The following is a 20,244-nucleotide window of genomic DNA, read 5'->3' as shown; positions in this document are numbered from 1 at the left end:
GCCGAGGGAATAAACAGCTGACAGCAGACGTGCCGAGCGGCGATGCGCGATGGGCGATGAGCGACGGGCGATGAGCGACGGGCGATGAGCCGCGCTGGCCCGGTCCCGTTTCCGTAAGTGCGCTCGACGCCCGGCGTGCGCAGCGTCCTTGGCGCTCAGGCCTGCGCGCCGCCGCGCCGCGGCGCGCGCGGCGCCTTGCGCCCCACGTTCTCCGCGTGGAACGCGCTCGGGCACGCGTCGTTGATGCCGCAGCCTCCGCAGGCCGGCTTCCTCGCGAAGCAGATCCGGCGGCCGTGGAAGATCAGCGTGTGAGACAGCATGTCCCAGTCGCGCTTCGGGAAGAGCGCCATGAGATCCTGCTCGATCTGCGCCGGCTTGTCGGCCTTCGTCCACCCGAGCCGCTGGGACAGGCGCTGCACGTGCGTATCGACCACGACGCCCTCCGGCGCGCCGAAGGCGACGCCGAGCACCACATTCGCCGTCTTGCGCCCGACGCCGGGCAGCTCCACGAGCTCCGCCAGCGTCCTCGGCACCTCCCCGCCGTGCCGCTCGACGAGGCCTCGCGCGAGCCCCACGACGTTCCTGGCCTTCTGGTTGAACATCCCCATCCCGAGCCGCCGGAGGAGCGCGCCCACCTCGGCGGGCTCGGCGCCGGCGAGCGCGCGGGCGTCGGGATAGGCGGCGAACAGGTGGGGCGTCACCTTGTTGACCAGCACGTCCGTCGTCTGCGCGCTGAGCACCGTCGCGACCAGCAGCTCGAACGAAGATTTGTGGTCTAGCTCGCAATGAGCATCCGGGTGCAGCGCGCGCAGCCGCGCAAACGTGGCCTGCGGCGGGGTGCCAGGCCGCGGGCGCGCTGGCGCGGGACGAGCACCGGCAGCGGCCCCGGGCGGGCGGCGCGCCCCGCGTCCGACCGGGGCGGGGCTGCCTCCGGGGCCGCGCTTCGCTGTCTCAGCTGACGAAGGCGCGTTTCCGCGTCTCATGCTCATCGAGGAGCTTCTCGACGCTCGCGAGCGCGTTCTCCACCGACTCCTGCACCATCTGCAGGACCGTCGTCGCCGAGCCCTTCAGCGCCTCGTAATAGCGCTGCCGCTCGGTCGAGTGGATGATCGACGGGGGCAGACCGGTGCGGAGCAGCAGCATGTTCATGAACAGCCGCGCGACCTTGCCGCTGTCGTTCGGGAACGGATAGACCCGCAGCAGATCGTAGTGCGCGCGCGCCGCGATCCGGATGCCGTTCCGCGTCTTTCGCGTCTCGGGGTCGTTCAGCCAGTCGATGATCTGCCGCACCTTGTAGGCGATCTTGTCCGGCGGGGCGTACTCGTGGAAGTAGAGCCGGTGCTGGGGGATGTCCTTGCGGTATTTGACCGTCTTGAGGTCCCCCTCCTCCGGGTGGAGGATCAGGTACAGCTTCTTCACGCAGTCGAGCGTGATCGGCGCCCGCTTGTTCTCGCCCTGCTCGCGCACATAGACGATGGCCTCCTTGTGGCGCCGGATGTCATCGTACGTCGGCTGAAGGCTCGAGTCCGTCACGAGCGGCGCCGGGCCGCTGAGGGCCGCGCGCAGCTCGTCGAACGTGTAGACCACGCCCTCGAGCGCGCTGTCGTGGTAAATCCACGACATATCGAGGCTCTCGATATAACGCCGCCGGAAATCCTCCGATTGCGCGTTCAGCCGCTGCTCGATGATCGCGCTGCGCTCCTCGATGGTGGCTCGCCGCGGCGGGGGCAGCATCGGCAAGGGCAGCGTGACCACCCGCGGGGGCTCCCGGAGCGGGACGCGGCCAGGGCGGCGCTCGATCGACGACGCCGGGCCCTTCCCCTTGACCACGCCCGGCCGCACGCTCTTCTTCTCGGCGGCCGGCTTGTCGCTCGCGCGCTGGGGCCTGTCGCTCGCGCGCTGGGGCCTGTCGCTCGCGCGCTGGGGCCTGTCGCTCGCGCGCTGCGGCTTGTCGCTCGTCCGGCGCGGGCGCTCGGCCTCGACCGCCGCCTCCTGCTCCCCGCCGTGCTTGAGCTTCAGCCGCTCCTTCAGCCTCGGCTGGTCGTCGCCGAGCCTCAGCTTCTTGCGGAGCTTCTTCGGCTCCGCCGCCGGCGAGAGCGCCCGCTCGGAGCGCGCCGCGATCTTCCGCCTGGCGAGCCTCGGCTTCGCGGCCTTGACCCGCGCCAGCCTCGGCCGCGTGGCCTTGACCCGCGAGGTCCTCGTCTTCGTGGCCTTGGCGCGCCGCGCCCGCCCGGCGGCCGCCCTCGGCTTCGCGGCCCTGGCCTTCTTCGCCGCCCGCGGCTTCGCGACCCTGGCCCGCGTCGCCCTGGCCTTCGTGGCCTTGGCCCGCGCCGTCTTGGCCCGCGTCGCCTTGGCCTTCGCGGCCCTGGCCTTGACCTTCGTCGCCCGCGCCTTCGCCCTGGCCTTGGTGGTCCTGAGCTTGGCGGCGGCGCGCGTCGGCTTCGCCTTCGTCCGGGCGGCTGCCTTCCTCGCCTTGGACGCGCTGGCTCGCTTCGCCGCGGCGCGCGTCGCCTTCTTCGCCTTCGCGGCCGCCGATTTCTTCCTGGCGCCCGTCCGGGTTGCCCGCGCCGGTGCGCGCGTCGCCTTGCGCCGCGCCGGGGCCGCCGACTTGCGGGTGGTCGCCCGTTTTGTCGTCGCCTTCCGGCGCTTTGCCGCCTTCACGGCAGCGGTGCGTCGCGCAGCAGGTCGAGAGGACGCGGCCTTTCGTTTAGGCTTCCGAGCGGCTGAACGGGCGGCGGGCTTCGCCTTCCGCTTCCGCGCCGCAGGCGCGGCTCGCCTCGAGCTCGCCGCGCTGGCCTTGGTCGCTCTCTTCCGGTCTTTTTTTGAAGTTTTTCGGGTCTTCTTTGCCGCCATGGGCGTGCTTTCACACGATCGCTCAGGCTGCCCGCTGCCATGCTGCGGCGAGCTAACATACATCCAAAAGGGGCCTAATGCCGGCCCGCAGCCTAGCAATTTGCTGATTTATCCGTCAACCAGTCCGGTGCAGAAGTGGGCCGGAACCGACATGCGTGAGCTGGATCGTCCCCGATCCAGCTCGGCCGCTCTACCAGGCAACGCCCGCGCTGGGCGCGGGCCGGGCAGGCAACGCCCGCGCTGGGCGCGGGCCGGGCAGGCAACGCCCGCGCTGGGCGCGGGCCGGGCAGCGCCCGCGGCGGGCGCGGGCGGGTCGCCCCGCGATCGAGCGAGAGCGCTCCGCGGCGCCGCGCTCGGCGCTCAGCTGTCGACGTTGATCCCGAGCCGCTGTCGGATGGCGAAGTACTCCTCGCTGACCGCGTAGAGCATGAGCTCCTTGAGCCGCTCTTTCTGGGGCACAGCGGCGCTCGCGTCGTCGGCCGCCTTGATCATCTCCTGCGCCAGCTCGAGGTCGTTGGCGAGGAGGAACCCGGCGCGGTCGGCCGTCAGGTCGACGCCGGAGACCCAGCGCTTCAGGTCGATCGCGCCGGCCTGGAGGAGCTTGGTCACGATGCTCGCCAGCTGATCGCGCGCCGGCCCCACGATGGTGGGATCCAGGACCGACAGGTTCTCCTTCACCGGCCCCTCCAGCTCCTTCGTGATCGGGAACGTGGGAGAGATCAGCTTGATCGCCGCGAACAGCCAGGCGCGCAGGCCGGTGCCCGTCGGCACCAGGTGGCGGAGGTACATGCCCGGCCGGTAGTAGGTGAGGTGGCGCGCCGCGATGAACGCGGCGGCCTGGGTCGGCAGATCCATCTGGAGCGCCGCGGCGCCGAGCACGATCGACGGCACGTGCGCGTGGAGGAACGAGACGCCGCCGCCGTCGTTCGGGTTCTGGAACGTGACCGGCGGCTCGATGCCGAGGACGCCCGCCGCGTAGTAGAGCGTCTGCGACATCGGGTAAGGGTGGCGCGAGAGATCGATCTGGTAGGCGAGCTGGTAGCCGAGCTCCTCCAGCGGCTGCCCGTTCTTCCGCAGCACGGCCGGCTCGATGGCGCCGAAGATGGCGGTCAGGAGCGGATCCGCGTCCGGGTGGACGAGCGCGGCCGCCCACGCCTCGTCGTCGAGCGGCTGCTGGGCCGCCGCGGCCGTGTCCGGGCGCAGCCGCCGGAAGAAGCGCTCCTCGTCGGGCTCGGCCGCGTTCAGGCAGCAGAGCGCCTGGCAGAGGCAGAAGGCGGCGTCGGCCCGCTTCGTCTCCGTGTACATCTTCCGCAGCAGCCGGTAAGCGTCCGGCTTGTAGGGGGAGCGCCGCAGGATCGGGAGCTGCGCGGCCACCGCCTTGTCCAGGTACTCCGCCGGGTTGCTCGCGTAGAGGTTCGCCAGGAGCTCGTTGCGCTCCTCGCTGTCCGGATCGAGCGTCTGCGCCGCCTCGTAGGCGTCGATCGCCTCGCTCATCCAGCCGAGCTTGTCCTTGTAGAGGGCGCCCAACCGGTCGAACGTCTCGAGCATCTTCGCGGTGTCGTTCTCCTCCGTCGCCCGGTCGAGCTCGACCTTGAGCAGGCGCTCCACCTCCTCGTGGTCGCCCTTCTCGGCGCGGAGCTCGATCGCCTCGGCGAGCGCCCGGGTGAGGGACGGATCGAGCTCCAGCACCTCGTCGTAGAACTGGGCCGCCCGGTCGAGGTCGCCGAGCTGCCGCGCGCTCACGATCGCCGCGGTGTGCAGGTACTTCGCCTTCTGCCGGCTGTCGTCGATCTTCGCGGCGAGCTTGAGGACGATGTCGATGAGCTTCGACCAGTCCCCCTCCTCGCTGTAGAGCTGCATCAGCTTGGTGAGGATCTTCCGGTCGTCCGGCCGCTCGTCGAGCGCGGCCACGTAGCTCTTCGCCGCGCGCGTCCGGTCGTGGAGGTGCGTCGCGAGCAGGTCGCCGATCTCGAGCAGGAGCGCGCTCCGCTCCTCGCCGGTCACCACGTCGAGCCGCCGGTGCTTGAGCCGCGCGACCTCTTCCCAGTCCCCCTTGGCCTCGAACACCCGGGAGAGCAGGGCGAGCGGGGCAGGCGACTCCGGGACGAGATCCGCGGCGTCGTTCAGCGGCGCCACCGCGCCGTCCGGGTCGCCGGCCGCGAGCCGCGCCTCGCCGAGCCGGAGGAGCGCCTCGGCCCGCTCCCGCTCCGGCAGGCCGGCGCCGAAGCGCTCGACGAGGCGCTCGTAGAGCTCCGCCGCCTCCTTAGCCCTGCCCGCGTCGAGGTTGACCTTCGCGGCGCGCGACAGCGCCGCCGGATCGTCCGGCGCGAGCGCGAGCAGCGCCTGCACGGTGCCGATCGCCTTGCCGCTCGAGCCGCTCTTGCTGAGCGCGTCGACGTAGCGGAGCAGCAGCTTGAGCCCCTGCTCCTTCGGCAGGGCGTCGACCCGGCTCGAGAGGAGCTCGTAATGCCGCGCCGCCTCGAGGAACCGGCCGGCCTCGAACGCGAGATCGCCCGAGATCATGAGCCCCGGCGCGCTCGTCGGATCGAGGTCGACCGCCCTCGTGGCCGCCTCGGCGGCGCGCGCGTCGTCCTTGAGGCGCTCCCGCAGCAGGAGGGCCATCTCGCCGTAGAGGCGGGCCTTCGTGAGGTTGCCCTCGGCGACCTCGGCCTCGCGCGCGATGAGCTCGACGGCGCTCGTCGCGTCGCCCCGGGCCAGGTAGGCCGCGCGCAGCGCCGAGGACGCGCCCGCGTTCTGCGGCTGCGCGTCGAGGGCCATCTTGTACCGCTCGATCGCCCCGTCGCGATCGCCCTTCTCCTCGAGCATCTTCGCCGCGCGGATCCAGAGATCGGCCCTGCTCTCCGCGGTCTTGGCGGTCGCCGCGAGCGACTCGATCGCGCTCAGCGCCGCCGCGGCGTCGCCGGTCGCGGCCCGCACGTGCGCCAGCGACTCGAGCGCCCCGGCGTGGTGCGGGTCGATCGCGAGCACCCGCTCGTAGGCCTTGCGGGCGCGCTCGGGCGAGCCGACCTGCTCGAGCAGCACGCGCCCCATCGCGAGCAGGAGCTCCTCCCGCCGCTTGTCGTCGGGCACGATGCCGAGCTGCCGCTCGTAGAGGGCCACCACGTCCTCCCACCGCTCGAGGGCGCGGTAGTGCCGCCCGAGCGCGGCCAGCGAGCCCTCGTGCGCGCCGTCGATCCTGAGGATCGCCTCGAGGGCCTCGGCCGCCTTCGCGTGGTCGAGGAACTCCTCGTCCTGGATGCCGGCGATCCGCTCGTAGAGGTTGATCTTCTGGCGCGGCGTCGCGCTCACCTCGATCTGCCGCTCCAGGTTCTGGAGCAGCTCCTGGTAGCGCCCGGCGCGGCTGTAGATGCGGTCGAGCCCGCGCAGGGCGGTCAGGCTGGTCGGATCGAGCTCGAGCGCCGCCTCGTAGCGGCGCGTCGCCTCGCCGAGGTCGCCGAGCCGGTCCTCGTAGAGCTCGGCGAGCCTGCACATCGTGTCGACGCGCTCCTCGCCCCGGAGCGCCTCCGCGCGCCGCTCGAGGATCTTGGCGTAGCCGGCGTGGTCCTCGACGCGCCGGTAGATCCGGAGCAGCGCGTCGCACGCCTTCGTGTGGCCGGGGTCCTCGGCGAAGATCTGCTCGTAGAGATCGCGCGCGCGGCCCGCGTCGTTCAGCTTCGTCTCGAGGAGCTCGGCCGCCGCGGCGCGGAGATCGCGCGCCTCGCCGGGGGTCGCGGCGCGATCGGCCCGCGAGAGCAGCACCTGGACGAGCTCCTGCCACTGCTGGGCGCGGCGGTAGACCTGCGCCAGCCCCTCCAGCGCCTTCTCGTTCGCCGGGTCGAGCCCGAGCACGAACTGGAAGCACGGGATCCCGAGGTCCGCCCGGGCGATCTTCTCCGCGTACCAGGGCCCGAGCCGGTTGAAGAGCGCGATCTTCGGCTCGGCGGCCATCGCCTCGTCGGTGCTCGCCTGGCTCAGGATCTGGAGCGCCTCGGACCAGACCTTCATGTCGTTGCCGGCCGCGCGCTCCAGGTCGACGGCGTACGCGTCCAGCTCCGGATCCTGGGCGAGCGCCTGGGCGAAGGCGAACACCCCCTGGTCCTTGTCGTCGAGCTCCCGCACGTAGAGGTGCCCGATCTCGTTCAGCGCCCGGGCGCGCTCCCCCGCGCTCTCGGCGCGCTCGCTCCGCTGGAGGAGCATCTCCACGAGCTCCTCGTGCTTGCCGAGCGCCTTGCGGAGCTCCTCGAGCGCGCTGAAGGCGATGTCGTCGCCCGGGTCGAGCTCGAGGAGGCCCAGGTAGACGGCCTCCGCCTTGTCGTGGAGCCGCCCCTTCTCGTAGATCCGGGCCGCCCGGTAGTGGAGGAGCCGCTTCGCTGCCGCCTGGTCGCCGCCCGCGGCCGCGTCGACCTGCTCGGAGGCCGTCACGAGCGCCGCGGCGACCCGCCCCGGGTCCGCGCCACGGTCGACGGTCGCCTCGACGGCGAGCGCCAGGTCGGCGTCGGTCGGGCGCGCGACGAGCCGGTCGATGAGGTCGTTCAGCTCGGCGTCGCCGATCGCCGCCCCCTTCTGCTGCGGCTTGCCGAGCGGCTCGACCGCGTCGAGCGCGGCGCGCGCGCTCCGCGGCCGGTCGTCCTGCGCCTTCGCGAGCAGGCGCGCCGCGAGCTCGTCGATGTCCTTGCCCGCCCACCCGCGCGGCGCGACCGCGCTCGGCGCGGGCGGCGGCTCGGTGAGGTGCGCGACGGCCACGTCGACCGCGGCCGCGCCCGAGAACACGGGCTTGCCCGTGACGAGCTCGAAGAGCAGCGCGCCGAAGGCGTAGAGGTCGCTCGCGGGGCCGACGCCCTCGCCGCGCAGCTGCTCGGGGCTGGCCGTCTTGACCAGCTCCGGGCTGGACCACCCGGCGCCGAGCCGATCGCCGCCCACGTCGACGAGGATGGGGAGCGGCTGCCCCTCCTCGCCGCGGGCGACGAGCACGTTCTCCAGCTTGAGCGCCCCGTGGACGAGGCGCTGCTCGTGGAGCGCGGCGAGCCCGCTCAGGATGCCGCGGAGCAGCGGCTTGGCCTCGTTGATGTGGAGCGGCCCCGATCGCGCGAGGCGCGCCGACAGCGGGAGGCCGTCGACGTGCGTGTAGGCGACGAACGCCCGGCCGCCCACGAGCCCGGCATCGACGCCGCTCGCCAGGTTCTCGTGGTGCACCTGCGCGGCGAGGCGGACGTGGGTCAAAAACCGGCGCACCGCCCGGCCGTCGCGCGTCACCTCGCGCCGGAGCACCTTGAGCGTCCGCGGCTCGGTCGCCCGCGTCGCCGCGTAGACGATGCCTCGCGGCCCCTCGCCGATTTTTCTCGTGATGATGTAGTCGCCGAACGCCTCGCCGGGCGCGAGCTCCTCGGGCAGGCTGATCCCCTGGGAGCCGAGGGCGCGGACGCGCGCGTCGACCTCGGCGCGTGAGGCGATGACGGCGTCGATCAACGCCTCGATGGCGTCGACCTCGACGCAATGGTCCGTGAGCGCGCGTGCGAAGGAGGCCTTGGAGGCGTTGCCGCCGATCTCGGCCGGGCTGAAACCGAGGAGGTCGGACGACAGGGCCATCATTTCATCGAGCGAAAAGAGGCGCTCGAGCTCGCCTCGGACGATATCAATGGACATGGGTCTCCTCGGGCCGAGCCCTCGTGGCGGCGCGCGCAGCGGGCCTGCCGCACGGCGGGACGTGCGTCATGCTAGCGAAGCTTGCGGCGCCATGCGACATCCGACGCTCCCCGGTGCCGGCATCGCCCTGGGCGGCGCTCGACGCGGGCGCGGCCGGGCTTCACCCCGGTTGCCGCGCCGAAACCTGGTGGAAGTTAACGCGGAGTTGCAGGAACCCTGGAGGAAAGTTGACAGGAGCGCGGGTGATGTGCGAGCGGATGTCCGTGCGTCGAATAGCGCAGTTCCTCGAGCGGACCCTCCCCATCGCGGTGCTCGTCGTGGCGGTCGTGGGCGCTCCGGTCATGATCTTCTCGCCTCAGGGCCTGCCTCGCCTCCGGGAGCTCGAGAGAGAGCTCGCCGACGTCGAGGAGGAGAACGCCGAGCTCGGCCGGCAAATCGAGGCGCTCCGCGGCAAGGTGGCGCGTCTGCGCGACGACCCGACCGCCGTGGAGAGGATCGCGCGCGACAACCTGGGTCTCGTGCGGCAGAGCGAGGTGGTCTTTCAGTTCTCCCGCTGACGACTCGGGGTCTTCTGGCGCTCTCCAGGCCTCGTGCCGTATCGGACACCAGCGCTCCTCCGCGGGGCGCCCCGCATGATCGGGTGAGCTCGCCCGCCGCTCGGCTCCGCGCCGCCGCCGCGCCTGCGCCTCCGAGCGCGGCGCCGCTTCCACCCGCCGCGGCGCTCCGAGCGAGCGACGGTCGCCCTGGCGTCGCGCCCACGGCGCCTCCGAGCGCGCCGCCGCGCGCCGGCCGCCCCCTCGCGGCGCCGCCGGCGAGGAGCGGTCTGCCCGCCCGCGCCGCCCGCGTCTCCTTATAGGGAGATCCGGCGCGCCGCTCGCGACAGGGAGATCCGGCGCACCGCTCGCGACAGGGAGATCCGGCGCGCCGCTCGCGACAGGGAGATCCGGCGCGCCGCTCGCGCGAAGGCCCCGGCGTCCGTCGTGGCCGCGTGCGGGGCGCTGCACGCTGGCAGCGCCCTTTCTGGTATCGTGCAGCGAGTGTCGCTAGACCTGGGCCGCCTCCTCATCTCCGCCGGCGCCGTCTCCAAGGCTGAGGTCGAAGCCGCCCTCTTCGTGGCGGTCCTGCGGGGCATCTCGTTCCCCCGCGCCCTCATCGACCGCGCCGCCATCAGCGAGCGCGCCCTGGAGGCGGAGCTCGATCGGCGCGGCGGCCTCGCGCTCCGGCAGGTCGTCGGCGCCCGCGATCTCGTCGCGCGCCTGCCGCGCGCCATGTGCCGCCGCCTCGGCGCCGTCCCGATCCGCGTCGACCCCGGCGCGGGCACCGTCGACGTCGCCGCCGCCGATCCGCTCGACCGCCACATCGCCGACGAGTTCAGCTTCCACCTCGGCGCGCCGGTGCGCATCTACCGCGCGCCGATCTCGGCGATCGAGGAGGCCATCCGCGCCCTGGATCTCGACGAGCGCGAGCAGGTCCCCGCCCGCTCGCGCCGCGCCACCCCGGCATTCCCGCACGGCGCGCCCCAGTCGACCATCCCGCCGCCGCCGTCTTACGAGGTTCCCATCCCGCTCATCCGGCGCGCCGCGGTGCCCTCGTTCGACGAGCCGGGTCTCCACGAGCCGCCCAGCGGCAAGCCAGGCCGCCGCGCTCCCGCGCACAACGGTCACGTGCTGCTCGCCGAGGCGCCGTCGTCCCAGGAGGAGCCGATCCTCCCGCTCCGCCACGCCAAGGCGGCGCCCGGCGCGCGCGGCTCTCCCGCGAGCGCGCGCGGCCCGCTGGAGGCCGAGCGCGGCGCGGGCGCGCGTCGGGCCACCCTGCGCGCGCCGGCGGACGTGGAGCCGCCGGCCGTCTCGTTCCCGCCGTCTCCGCCCGTGGAGATCTCCCCTCCGTTCAAGCTGCTCGCCTCGATCATGCCCCAGAGCTCGCCTGCTCCCGAGCGCGGCCCGGACAGCGGCGGGCGCGAGCCGGCCCCCTCGACGCGGCGGCTCGGTCGGTTGCCGCTCGACGCGCCCTCCGGCCTCGCCCCGGCGTCGCGCCGGAGCGCAGCGGACGCGGAGGTCCCGCGGCTGCTGCGCGGCGGGGGTCGTCCCGAGGGCGCCGCGCCGCCGTCGAGCCTGCGCTCCCGTCCCGAGGGCGCCGCGCCGCCGTCGAGCCTGCGCTCCCGTCCCGAGGGCGCCGCGCCGCCGTCGAGCCTGCGCTCCGGGCGGCTCCCGGCGCTGCCTCCCGCGCCCGAGGAGCTCATCGATCCGCTCGACGACGACCCGCCGCCGCAGCCGTTCGTCGACCTGAGCGACGTCATCGACGCGCTCTACCTCGCGCGCACGCGGGACGACGTCGTCCGGCTCGCGCTGCGGGGCCTGCGCCTGTTCGCGCGGCGCGTCGCGATCTTCGCCGCGCACCGCGGGGTCTTCCGGGGGTTCGCCTGCAACGCGGAGTTCGGCGATCAGGAGGCGCTGCGGAAGCTCACCCTCCCGATGGATCAGCCGAGCATCCTCGCCACCGCCGTGGCGACGCACCTCTACGTCGGGCCGATCCCCGGCACGCCCACGCACGCGCCGCTGCTCGACGTCATGGTCAACCCGAGCCTCGACGTCGCCGCGGTCGCCGTGCAGGTCGTCGGCCGGCCCGCGATGATCCTGGTCGCCGACCGGATCATCGACACCGCGAGCGGGTCGCGACGCATGGTCGAGCTCGCGCGCGCCGTCGGCGAGGCGTTCAGCCGGATCCTCTCCGCGCGCGGGTGAGCGCCGCGCGGCGCGATCGCGGCGCTCGATCCGGCGCCGCGTCGACCGCATGCGCGCGGCGGGCGGCGACGCGGTGGAGGCGGTCGCGCGCGCCGCACGCCGGCCCCGTCGCGCGGTGGGGCGCCCCGCGCGATCGAGGCGATGCGGCCGCGCGCAGCGCTCGTTCCTCATTCTTCCAGCGACCTCCACGAGCTGCCGCGGCGGCACCTCCACGAGCTGCCGCGGCGGCACCTCCACGAGCTGCCGCGGCGGCACCTCCACGAGCTGCCCGCGGCGGCACCTCCACGAGCTGCCGCGGCGGCACCTCCACGAGCTGCCGCGGCGGCACCTCCACGAGCTGCCGCGGCGGCACCTCCTTGAGCGGCGGCGAGCGCGTCGTCGAGGCGATCGCGGCGCCGCGCTGCGCGCGATCCTGAACGAGCACCGGCAAGCGACCGCCATCTGAACGCGGGTCATCTCGGTCGGCGCCCCTGAGCGCTGCGCTCCGGCGTGCTGCGTCGCCGCTGCAGCGACGGCGCGATCTCGCCGGGCACCCGCGACAGCCGCTGGCGTCCTCGCGCACGCGCATCGCTGCCCCGTGCACCGCGCCTGCTGCCGCGTGCCGCGCGCATCGCTGCCGCGTGCCGCGCGCACTGCTGCCGCGTGCCGCGCGCATCGCTGCCGCGTGCCGCGCGCATCGCTGCCGCGTGCTGCGCGCATCGCTGCCGCGTGCCGCGCGCATCGCCGCCGCGGCGCAGGCCGCGCGCCGCTCTCGCTCCCACGCGCATCGCGCCGCGCGCGCCGCAGGCGCCGCGTTGCAGGCGTGCGCGCCGTGGCTTTCATCCGCGCAACGAAGGCAGGAAAATCCCGATGCTTGTCGAGGTGCAAGTGCGCGTCGCCTGAACTCAAGAGGTGTGATTTTCCAGTGTGTCGGTCCAGGACGATCCGAGCAGTTTGCGTGTCACAGGAATTTTCCTGTGACGGGAGAACTCGATGCGCTCCTTTCGAAATTTTTTACAATCCGGAACCCTTTTTCTGAACGGCGGTCAGATTTGGCTATCCGACTGCGGGTCAAATCGGGTTAAGGCATTTGGGTCTCATCGAGTTCGCGTAGACAGCGTGATTCGCCTCCCCGAAAGGAGCTTCAAATGCATCCTGCAAAGCCGCACCAGAGCAATGTGGTCACCCGTAAGCTCGCCGTGGTGATCGCTGGTTTGACCGCTGCTGCGGCCGGTTGCTCGGCAGACGTCGGCGACGGTAGCACCGAGGCAGTCGGTACGAATCAATTGGGATTTGACGACTTCGAACGGACCGTCTTCCGCGAGGCTGACACTGGCATCTACATTGTTAACGGGGACACGCCTGTCGTAGATATCAAGCATCTGCGCGAGTTCTGGGAGACGCATGTGCGCGATGGTGCGCTGATCGTCAACCAGTCCGGGGGCAGCGATATTGTCTGGACGACGGAGCAGCGGCGCAATCTCACCTACTGCGTGAGCACGAGATTCGGGGGCAACTACGAGTCCGTCGTCGCCGCGATGGCGTCGGCCGTGGAGGCGTGGGAGGAGGTCGCGGACGTCGACTTCATCCACGTGGAGTCCGCCGACTCGAACTGCACCTCGAGCACCAGCAGCGTCCTGTTCGACGTGAACCCCGTGAACGCGGGCGGCCAGTACCTGGCGCGCGCCTTCTTCCCCGGCCAGTCGCGCTCGTCGCGGAACGTCCTGGTCGACAGGACCGCTCACAACAGCTCCCAGCCCGATCTCACGGGCATCCTCCGCCACGAGCTGGGTCACACCCTCGGCTTCCGCCACGAGCACACCCGTCCTGAGTCGGGCGCCTGCTTCGAGGACGACAACTGGCGCGCCCTCACCGAGTACGACGGAGCGTCCGTCATGCACTATCCCCAGTGCAACGGCACCGGCGACAGGACGCTCAACCTCACGGAGAAGGACATCGAAGGCATTCAAGCGCTCTACGGCGCTCCCGCCGGCGGCGGCGGAGGCGGCGGAGGCGGCGGCGGTGGGGGCGGCGGAGGCGGCGGCGGTGGCGGTGGCGGCGGGGTGCCGACCACCGAGACGTTCAGCGGCCGTGTCGCCCGGGGCGCGTTCGACGCGGTCGGGCCCGCCGAGGGGATCGAGGTCGTGCCCGGAACGACCCTCACCGTGGTCATGACCGGGACCGGGGACCCCGATCTCTACGTGAAATTCGGCGACGCGCCGACGGCGCGCTCGTTCGACTGCCGGCCGTACCTCAGCGACGCCAACGAGACCTGCACGCTCGAGGTGCCGGAAGGCGAGACGAGGGCCTTCATCAAGGTGCACGGCTACACGGCGTCGAACTACGAGATCGAGGTGAGCTACTCCGCGCCGGGGTCGGCGGAAGGCGGCGGCGGCACCGCGACGTCCACGAGCTTCGAGGGCAGCATCTCGCGGCGCGAGACGGCATCCCACGGGCCGATCGCGGTCGTCCCGGGCACGACCTTCCGGGCCGTGATGAGCGGCTCGGGGGATCCCGATCTCTATGTGCGGTTCGGCGAGCAGCCGACGCTGAGCGCCTACGACTGCCGCCCCTACCTCGACGGCGCGGACGAGACGTGCGATCTGACGGTCCCCGAGGGCGCGTCGGAGGCCTTCCTCCTCGTGCAGGGATACGCGGTCAGCACGTACACGGTGAACGTCGACTACACGGCCCCGTGAAGCGGAGAGGATCCGGGAGGTAACGGCGATTCGTCTCGCGGAGAGACACCGAGGAGAGCGGGCGCTCGTCCTCGGTGTCTTCTGCGATCGCGGCGCGAGCGCGGCGCGAGCGCGGCCACGGATCGCCGGCAGACGGGCTCACCCCGAGCGCGCGGGAGCCGCGGCGCCGCTCCCCCCCGCCTCGCAGGCCGTCGCCGACGCGGCGGCGCCGAGCGGGAGGGAGGTGATGAACTCGTCATCGACCGACAGCGCCGCGTCGCCGAGCACCACGAACGTGTCGCGGCCGTCCTCGACGACCAGCTGATCGCTCAGGACGGCGTGGCTCTCGGCGGTCCCCTCGTCGAACATGCGGACGCTCGGCGCAGCGAGCGCCGCGCGCCGGGCGACCCACGCCGCGACCGGCGTCACGACCGAGCCCACCGGCGCATAGATGGTGGCCTCTCCGGTCGGGATCCGGACGAAGCCGGAAGCGCGGCCGGTCCGGCGGAGCAGCGCGGCGCCGTGCTGCGGATCGAGGATCATCCGCTTCACCATGCCGGCGGCGTCGCTGAGGGAGACGTCGGCGTAGACGAGGCGACCCGAGGGGTCGAGCTCGGCGTACTCGCGGAGAACGCCGCCGGTCGGGGGCGCGCCCCCGGGCCCGTGGCCGGCGTCGGCGGGCGATAGACGGGTCTCGCTCGAGAGGGTCTCCGACCCATCCGGCCGGATCGCCCGCTCGACCCGGCTCTGCGCGCCGGCGCTGCCGAAGAACGTATAAACCTTCGTCTCGGCCCGCTCGATCGATTCGCCCGGGAGGCAGGCCGCTGCCCCTCGAGCGACCCGATCCCCGACCGAGCTTGTCGCGCCGTCGCCACAGCCCACGAGCAGGCTGCCCGTGAGCGCGACCGCGAACAAAAGGGAGGTGCGTGTGCTCATACCCACTCTTCGCCGCAGCCTCCTGTTTATTTCGTGCTCGCTCCGTTTTTCGCGGCTGCCGGTTCCGGGCTGGCGGAGCGCGCGGCGAAAACGTGCGGCGCGTGGCAAGAGCGCGCGGTGAGCGGCAAGAGCGCGCGGTGAACGGCACGGGCGCGCGGCGACGGCGCGCGGGGGAGCGCGGCGAAAGCCTGGGGGAGGCAGCGCGCGGCAGGGCGCCGCGAACGCGCGTGGGCTCGGCGCAGGCAAAATTCGCGGAGAAAGCGCGGCGGGCGGGCCGCCGACGAGGACCTGCGCCGCGGGCTCGCCTGCGAGGAAATCGATCTCTGCGCCCCGGTGGATGGTAGGCTGCAGGCCCGGATCCATCACGGACGCCGCCGCTCGCCCATGCCGAACGAGACCCCTCACGCCCATCGCTCCACCCGGCTGCTGGCCGCGCTGCTCGTGGAGCTCGTCGCGCTCGCCGGATGCGTTGGAGAGCCCTTTCAGGTCGGTTACGGCTCCGGGACCGGGGGAGGGACCGGCGGCGGAAGCGGCGGGAGCGAGCCGATGGGCGGCGGCGGGAGCGAGCCGATGGGCGGCGGCGGCACCGGGGGAGGGACCGGCGGAGGGCCGCCCACCGCCGAGGTGACGTGGCCCGACTCGCCGACGACACGCTGCTCCGACGGGACGATCGTGCTGGAGGCGTGCCCGGGACCGTCGGATCCCTTCTTCGGACAGGACGGCAACTACGAGATCGCCGTCCCCTCCTACACGGAAGACGACGGCACCGTGAAAGACTCGGTGACCGGGCTCACGTGGGAAAAGGTGACGGAGAACGGGACGTTCACGCTGCAGGGCGCGATGGAGCACTGCACGACGCTCAGCGCCGATCAGGTCGGCGGCATCGCGAAGTGGCGCCTGCCGACGCGGCGCGAGCTCGTCTCCATCCTGGATTTCGGCCACACCACGGCGTTTCCGGACGTCTTCTTCACGAGCACCCAGGACAGCTTCTACTGGTCCGCGACCGACGTCGCCGACGACGACAGCTACGCGTGGGGCGTGCTCGCCGCCGACGCGTCCGTGGGGTTCTTCCAGAAGGACATGCCCGGCGCGCGAGCGCTGTGCGTCGGGGGCGAGGGCGGGACGGAGTCGCCCGATCTGTCGTTCGGCGAGGAGTGGGTGCTCGATGGGCGGACGGGGCTCGTCTGGGAGCGTCACGCCTCCCTGACCCGCTTCATCTGGAACGGCGCGCTCGCCCACTGCGAGGAGCTCACCCTCGCCGGCAAGGGCGACTGGCGGCTGCCGAGCGCGAAGGAGCTGCTCTCGATCGTCGACGATCGACGTTCCGGGCCGGCGATCGACCCGGAGGCCTTCCCGGGGGCGCCCGCCGACGTCTTCTGGTCGTCGACGCCCGCCATCGGCAGCGCCGACAAGGCGATCCTCGTCAACTTCACGAACGGCACATCGCAGGACCACTCGGTCCGCGACCGGCGGCTCACGCGCTGCGTCCGCTCCGACGGGTGAGCGCCGCCCTCGTTCCGCCCGCCAGCAGTCCCCGGCGGGATCTCCGACACGCGGAGCTCGCCGGGCGCTCCCTGCCGCGGCGGCAGCCGCGCCGCGGCCCGGGCTGACCCGACGTCCGCCGCGGGTCAGCCGCCGGGCTTGACGAACTTCAGGACGAAGCGGTCGCTCATGCCCCGCTTGTCACCCGACGCCATGGGCGAGGCGTTCCAGTCGCGCGTGTCGCTGGGCGTCCGGAGGAAGCTCGCCTCGGCCGCGAGCCGGAAGCCGGCCTGCTCGATCTCCTGGCGCACGACCTTCTGCTCGATCCGGTGGAGCGTCTTCACCTCGGTGACGCCCGTCCCGTCGCGCCCCGCGTGATCGATGATGGCGTACACGCCGCCGGGCTTGAGCGCGCGGAAGATGGCGCGGTTCATCGCGGCCCGGTCCACCTCCATCCACACGGCGTCGTGGTAGAAGAGGACGAGGAACACGGCGTCGAGATCGCGCGCCTCGGGCGGCAGCGGGTCGTCGAGCTCGCGGTCGACCCGGACCACCTGCTTCATCGCGGGCTTCTTGAGCCGCTCGCTCCACGGCTTCTCGGCGAAGCGCTCGAGGACGAAGCGGTTGTTCTGCCCGTAGACGACCCCGCTCGGGCCGACCGCCCGCGCCAGGAGCTCGGCCGTGTAGCCGCCCCCTGCCATGAGCTCCGCGACCTTCATCCCCGGCTGGATGCCGAAGAAGGCGAGCGTCTCCGCGGGCTTCCGGCCAGCGTCGAGCGCCTTGTCGGCGTCCGCGCGGTCGGCGGCCTCCACGACGGCGCGCAGGGCCGCGGGCACCTCGACCGAGGTGGCCTGGGCGGGCGCCGAGGCGGCAGCGTCGGTCGGGGCGGGGGCCGTCGCGGCCGGCGCCGCATCTTGCGAGGCGGCCGGCGCGGCGGGAGGGGCGGACGGCGCCGCAGGAGGCGCGGAGGCACACCCGGTGAGCGCGGCGAGGGCGAAGGCGAGGAGGGCGTGAGGACGTTGCACGCGGCGCTGCTAGCCGAGCGGGCTGAGCGCCGCAAGCGGCTCGGGCTGCGGGCGGGCTGAGCGCCGCGCGCGGCCGGCGCAGCGGGCGGTCAGCGCAGGGTGGCGGCGGGCGTTGCGCCCGTCGGGGCGCCCGCGGCGGGCGTCGCGCCCGCCTCGGGCGCTGACTCGGCCGGGGAGCTCGCCGGCGGCGCCGCCCTTCGCAGCGGCAGGAGCGCCGCCTGCACCGCGGGGGCGAGCCGCGGCTGCGCCACGGCCGCGGCGCGCTGCGCGGCCGCGGGGTGCGCCGCGCTCAGCCGGCCCTCGCCGACGCGCAGGCTGGCGACGGCGATCCCGGCCAGCGCGGCGCAGGCGATCGCCGCCGCGAGCAGGCGCTGCCGCGTCGCCCCGGCCGCCGGGAGGGCCGCGCTCGGCACCGACGCCGGCCGGAGCTCGTCCCGCGGCCGCTGCGAGGGGATCCCCGGCCTCACGGACGGGGCCAGGAGCGGATCGAGCGAGCTCTCCTCGCTGGAGGGCGGCGCCACCGCGTGGAATCCGCCGCTCAGCGGGGCGCTCGACGGCTCCGGCAGCGCCGCGCCGTTCGCGTCGAGCGGCTCGGCGTCGCCGCCGAGCGCCTGCGACGGACCGCTGAGCCGCCGCGTCACGCGGAGGGTGAACGGGCTGTCCTCGTCGGCGCGCGCCAGCTCGCCCCCTTCCAGGTCGTCGTCGGCGTCGGCGTCCGGGCGCTCGGACGCGGGGTGGCCCGCCGGGCGCGGCTCGGACGGCTCCTTCAGCGCCGCGCCCACGAGCGCCGCGAGATCCTCCGGCGCGCCGATCTCGTGGCCGGCCTCGCGGAGCGCCTCGATCGCCTCCTGCATGGCGCGCGCGTCGGGGAAGCGGTCCTCCCGCCGGGGCGCGAGCGCGCGCACGAGGAGCGCCTCGAGGGCGGGGCTCACCTCGGGGCGCAGCTCGCTCGCCCGCAGCATCTGCCCCTCGCGCGCCGCGGCCATGCGCGTGGCGGCGCTGGTCCCGGAGAACGGCCGCGTTCCGGTGAGCATCTGGAAGAGCACCACCCCGAGCGCGAACAGGTCGGCGCGGGCGTCGACCCGCTCCCCGTCGAACTGCTCGGGCGGCATGTAGCTCGGCTTCCCGACGAGATCGCGCCTGGCCGCGTCGCCCGCCTCGCCCCGCGTGGCGATCGCCACGCCGAAGTCCGCGATCTTCACCGCGCCGGCCAGCGAGATGAGCACGTTCCCCGGGCTCACGTCGCGGTGCACCATCAGCCGCCCCTCGGCGGCCGAGCGCTCGTGCGCATAGCCGAGCCCCTTGAGCACCTCGGACGCGACGAAGAGCGCGATCGGCACCGGGACAGACTCCCCGCGAGCCCAGATCCATCGGCAGAGCCGGCCGAGATCTGTTCCGGACACGAGCTCGAGCACGAGGTAGAAGTCGCCCGCCTCGTCGATGCCGAAGTCGAGCACCTCATCGATGTTGGGGTGCTTGAGGCGGGTCATCATGCTCGCCTCGGCGATGAAGAGCTGCTTCAGATCGTCGCTGCCGGCGTGCATCGGGACGATTCGCTTGATGGCGACCGGAGTCTCCTCGCCATCCGGCCCGAGCGCGGCCGCGCGGAACACCTCGCCCATCCCGCCGCGCGCCATCCGCGGTCCGACGGCGTAACGCCCCAGCACAGACCCCCTCGATGGCGCGCTCTCCACGGTGCCCGACTGTAAATGGCACCGAGGGGGCGGGTAAAGGGGCGACCGCGCTCGACCATCCTGGATGCCGGGGTCGATTGCACAAATCGACTCGCGGCGTTCCCACGCGGCCGAAACCCGGCTGTGACGCGCGCGAGCGCGGCGGCACGTCCACGACGAATCTACGGCTGTCCGGTGGGGGCGTGCGGGGCCGACGTGCGCCGCAGGGTGCGGTGGATGTCGCTGGAACTGCGCCGGTCTGGTACAAGTCCGCTCTGGACATGATGCACGCTGCCCTGAACGATTCGACTCCGGTTGTCTTCATCACCGGCGCTTCCGCTGGCTTCGGCGCGGCGATCGCCCGTCGGTTCGCCGGCCTGGGCGCTCGGTTGATCCTGGCGGCGCGCCGTTACGAGCGCCTGGAGGCGCTCGCGGCCGAGCTCACGGGCGGCGGGGCGGGCGCGTCGCCCGGGGGGGGTCGGGCGGCCGCGGTCCACCTCGTCCGGCTGGACGTCCGGGATCGGGGCGCGGTGGATCGGGCGATCGCGGAGCTCCCGCCGGAGCTGTCCGAGGTGTCGGTGCTGGTCAACAACGCGGGCGGCGCGCTCGGCCTCTCGCCGGCGCAGACGGCGGATCCCGACGACTGGGAGCAGATGGTCGACACCAACATCAAGGGGCTGCTCTACTGCACGCGGGCGCTCTTGCCCGGGATGGTTGCGCGCGACCGGGGGCACATCATCAACATCGGCTCGGTGGCCGCCGAGACGCCGTATCCCGGGAGCAACGTCTACGGCGCTTGCAAGGCGTTCGTGGCCCAGTTCTCGCTGAACCTGCGCGCCGATCTCCTCGGCAGCCGGGTGCGCGTCACCGACATCGAGCCCGGCATGGCCGAGACGGAGTTCTCGCTGGTGCGCTTCAAGGGCGACCAGGAGAGGGCCGCCGCCGTGTACCAGGGGGTGAAGCCGCTCTCGGCCGAGGACGTGGCCGAGGCCGTGGTCTGGTGCGCGACGCTCCCGGAGCACGTCAACGTGAACCGGCTGGAGCTGATGCCCGTCATGCAGGCGTTCGCCGGCTTCGCGGTGAAGAGGGGATAGCGCCGCGTCGCAGGGCGCTCCCCTGGATGCAGGAGAGAGGGAACCACAGAGGCACAGAGGGCACAGAGGAGAGAACAAGAGAAGGAGAGAAACAGCGCTTTTTATTCTTCTCTCCTTCTCTCCTCTGTGCCCTCTGTGCC

The 20,244-nt window shown here is 73.0% G+C and carries 12 protein-coding genes; 6 read left to right on the top strand and 6 right to left on the bottom strand.

Annotated elements, in window-relative coordinates:
* Positions 1-155: 155 nt before the first annotated feature.
* Positions 156-983 (bottom strand): endonuclease III, encoded by an 828-nt coding sequence (gene nth / locus WME83_RS23525; protein WP_437322032.1) that lies wholly within the window; start codon positions 981-983, stop codon positions 156-158.
* Positions 952-1,830 carry a Fic family protein gene (locus tag WME83_RS23520; protein ID WP_437321521.1) on the bottom strand — a complete coding sequence of 293 codons (879 nt, stop codon included), beginning with the start codon at positions 1,828-1,830 and terminating at the stop codon, positions 952-954. The genes nth and WME83_RS23520 overlap by 32 nt, the downstream gene beginning before the upstream one ends.
* On the opposite strand from WME83_RS23520, the gene WME83_RS23515 reads away from it, so the two are divergent.
* Positions 1,823-3,277: a hypothetical protein gene (locus tag WME83_RS23515; protein WP_437321520.1), complete on the top strand. Its 1,455-nt coding sequence runs from the start codon at positions 1,823-1,825 to the stop codon at positions 3,275-3,277. The two genes, WME83_RS23520 and WME83_RS23515, sit on opposite strands and share 8 nt — an antisense overlap.
* Here WME83_RS23515 and WME83_RS23510 read toward each other — a convergent pair.
* A complete protein-coding gene (locus tag WME83_RS23510; protein WP_437321519.1) occupies positions 3,214-8,496 on the bottom strand; it encodes a protein kinase domain-containing protein in 5,283 nt (1,760 codons plus the stop codon). The two genes, WME83_RS23515 and WME83_RS23510, sit on opposite strands and share 64 nt — an antisense overlap.
* A 257-nt stretch (positions 8,497-8,753) precedes the next feature.
* Here WME83_RS23510 and WME83_RS23505 point away from each other — a divergent pair, with 257 nt between their 5' ends.
* From WME83_RS23505 to WME83_RS23495, 3 genes are all read left to right on the top strand, one after another.
* The gene (locus WME83_RS23505) at positions 8,754-9,053 is read left to right on the top strand and encodes an FtsB family cell division protein (protein ID WP_061625815.1); all 300 of its coding nucleotides are present in this window, start codon (positions 8,754-8,756) and stop codon (positions 9,051-9,053) included.
* A 480-nt stretch (positions 9,054-9,533) separates the two neighbouring features.
* Positions 9,534-11,237, top strand: coding sequence for a hypothetical protein (locus WME83_RS23500; RefSeq protein WP_437321518.1), 1,704 nt, complete (start codon positions 9,534-9,536; stop codon positions 11,235-11,237).
* A 1,127-nt stretch (positions 11,238-12,364) separates the two neighbouring features.
* Positions 12,365-13,915 carry a pre-peptidase C-terminal domain-containing protein gene (locus tag WME83_RS23495; protein WP_437321517.1) on the top strand — a complete coding sequence of 517 codons (1,551 nt, stop codon included), beginning with the start codon at positions 12,365-12,367 and terminating at the stop codon, positions 13,913-13,915.
* 138 nt (positions 13,916-14,053) lie between these two features.
* Here the strand turns inward: WME83_RS23495 and WME83_RS23490 are convergent, their stop codons facing one another.
* Positions 14,054-14,830: a hypothetical protein gene (locus WME83_RS23490; protein WP_437321516.1), complete on the bottom strand. Its 777-nt coding sequence runs from the start codon at positions 14,828-14,830 to the stop codon at positions 14,054-14,056.
* Between the two features lie 384 nt (positions 14,831-15,214).
* On the opposite strand from WME83_RS23490, the gene WME83_RS23485 reads away from it, so the two are divergent.
* On the top strand, positions 15,215-16,333 hold the full coding sequence (locus WME83_RS23485) for a DUF1566 domain-containing protein (RefSeq protein ID WP_437321515.1): 1,119 nt from the start codon (positions 15,215-15,217) through the stop codon (positions 16,331-16,333).
* A gap of 125 nt (positions 16,334-16,458) precedes the next feature.
* Here WME83_RS23485 and WME83_RS23480 read toward each other — a convergent pair whose 3' ends face one another.
* Positions 16,459-17,337: a class I SAM-dependent methyltransferase gene (locus WME83_RS23480; RefSeq protein WP_437321514.1), complete on the bottom strand. Its 879-nt coding sequence runs from the start codon at positions 17,335-17,337 to the stop codon at positions 16,459-16,461.
* An 89-nt stretch (positions 17,338-17,426) separates the two neighbouring features.
* A complete protein-coding gene (locus WME83_RS23475; protein ID WP_437321513.1) occupies positions 17,427-19,004 on the bottom strand; it encodes a serine/threonine-protein kinase in 1,578 nt (525 codons plus the stop codon).
* Positions 19,005-19,291: 287 nt separating this feature from the next.
* On the opposite strand from WME83_RS23475, the gene WME83_RS23470 reads away from it, so the two are divergent.
* A complete protein-coding gene (locus WME83_RS23470; protein ID WP_437321512.1) occupies positions 19,292-20,104 on the top strand; it encodes an SDR family oxidoreductase in 813 nt (270 codons plus the stop codon).
* Positions 20,105-20,244: the final 140 nt, after the last annotated feature.

This window comes from Sorangium sp. So ce385, assembly GCF_051474135.1.
GTDB lineage: Bacteria > Myxococcota_A > Polyangia > Polyangiales > Polyangiaceae > Sorangium > Sorangium cellulosum_D.
Note: the sequence above shows the minus strand (reverse complement) of the source record. Positions and strands in the feature narration are given on the sequence as shown.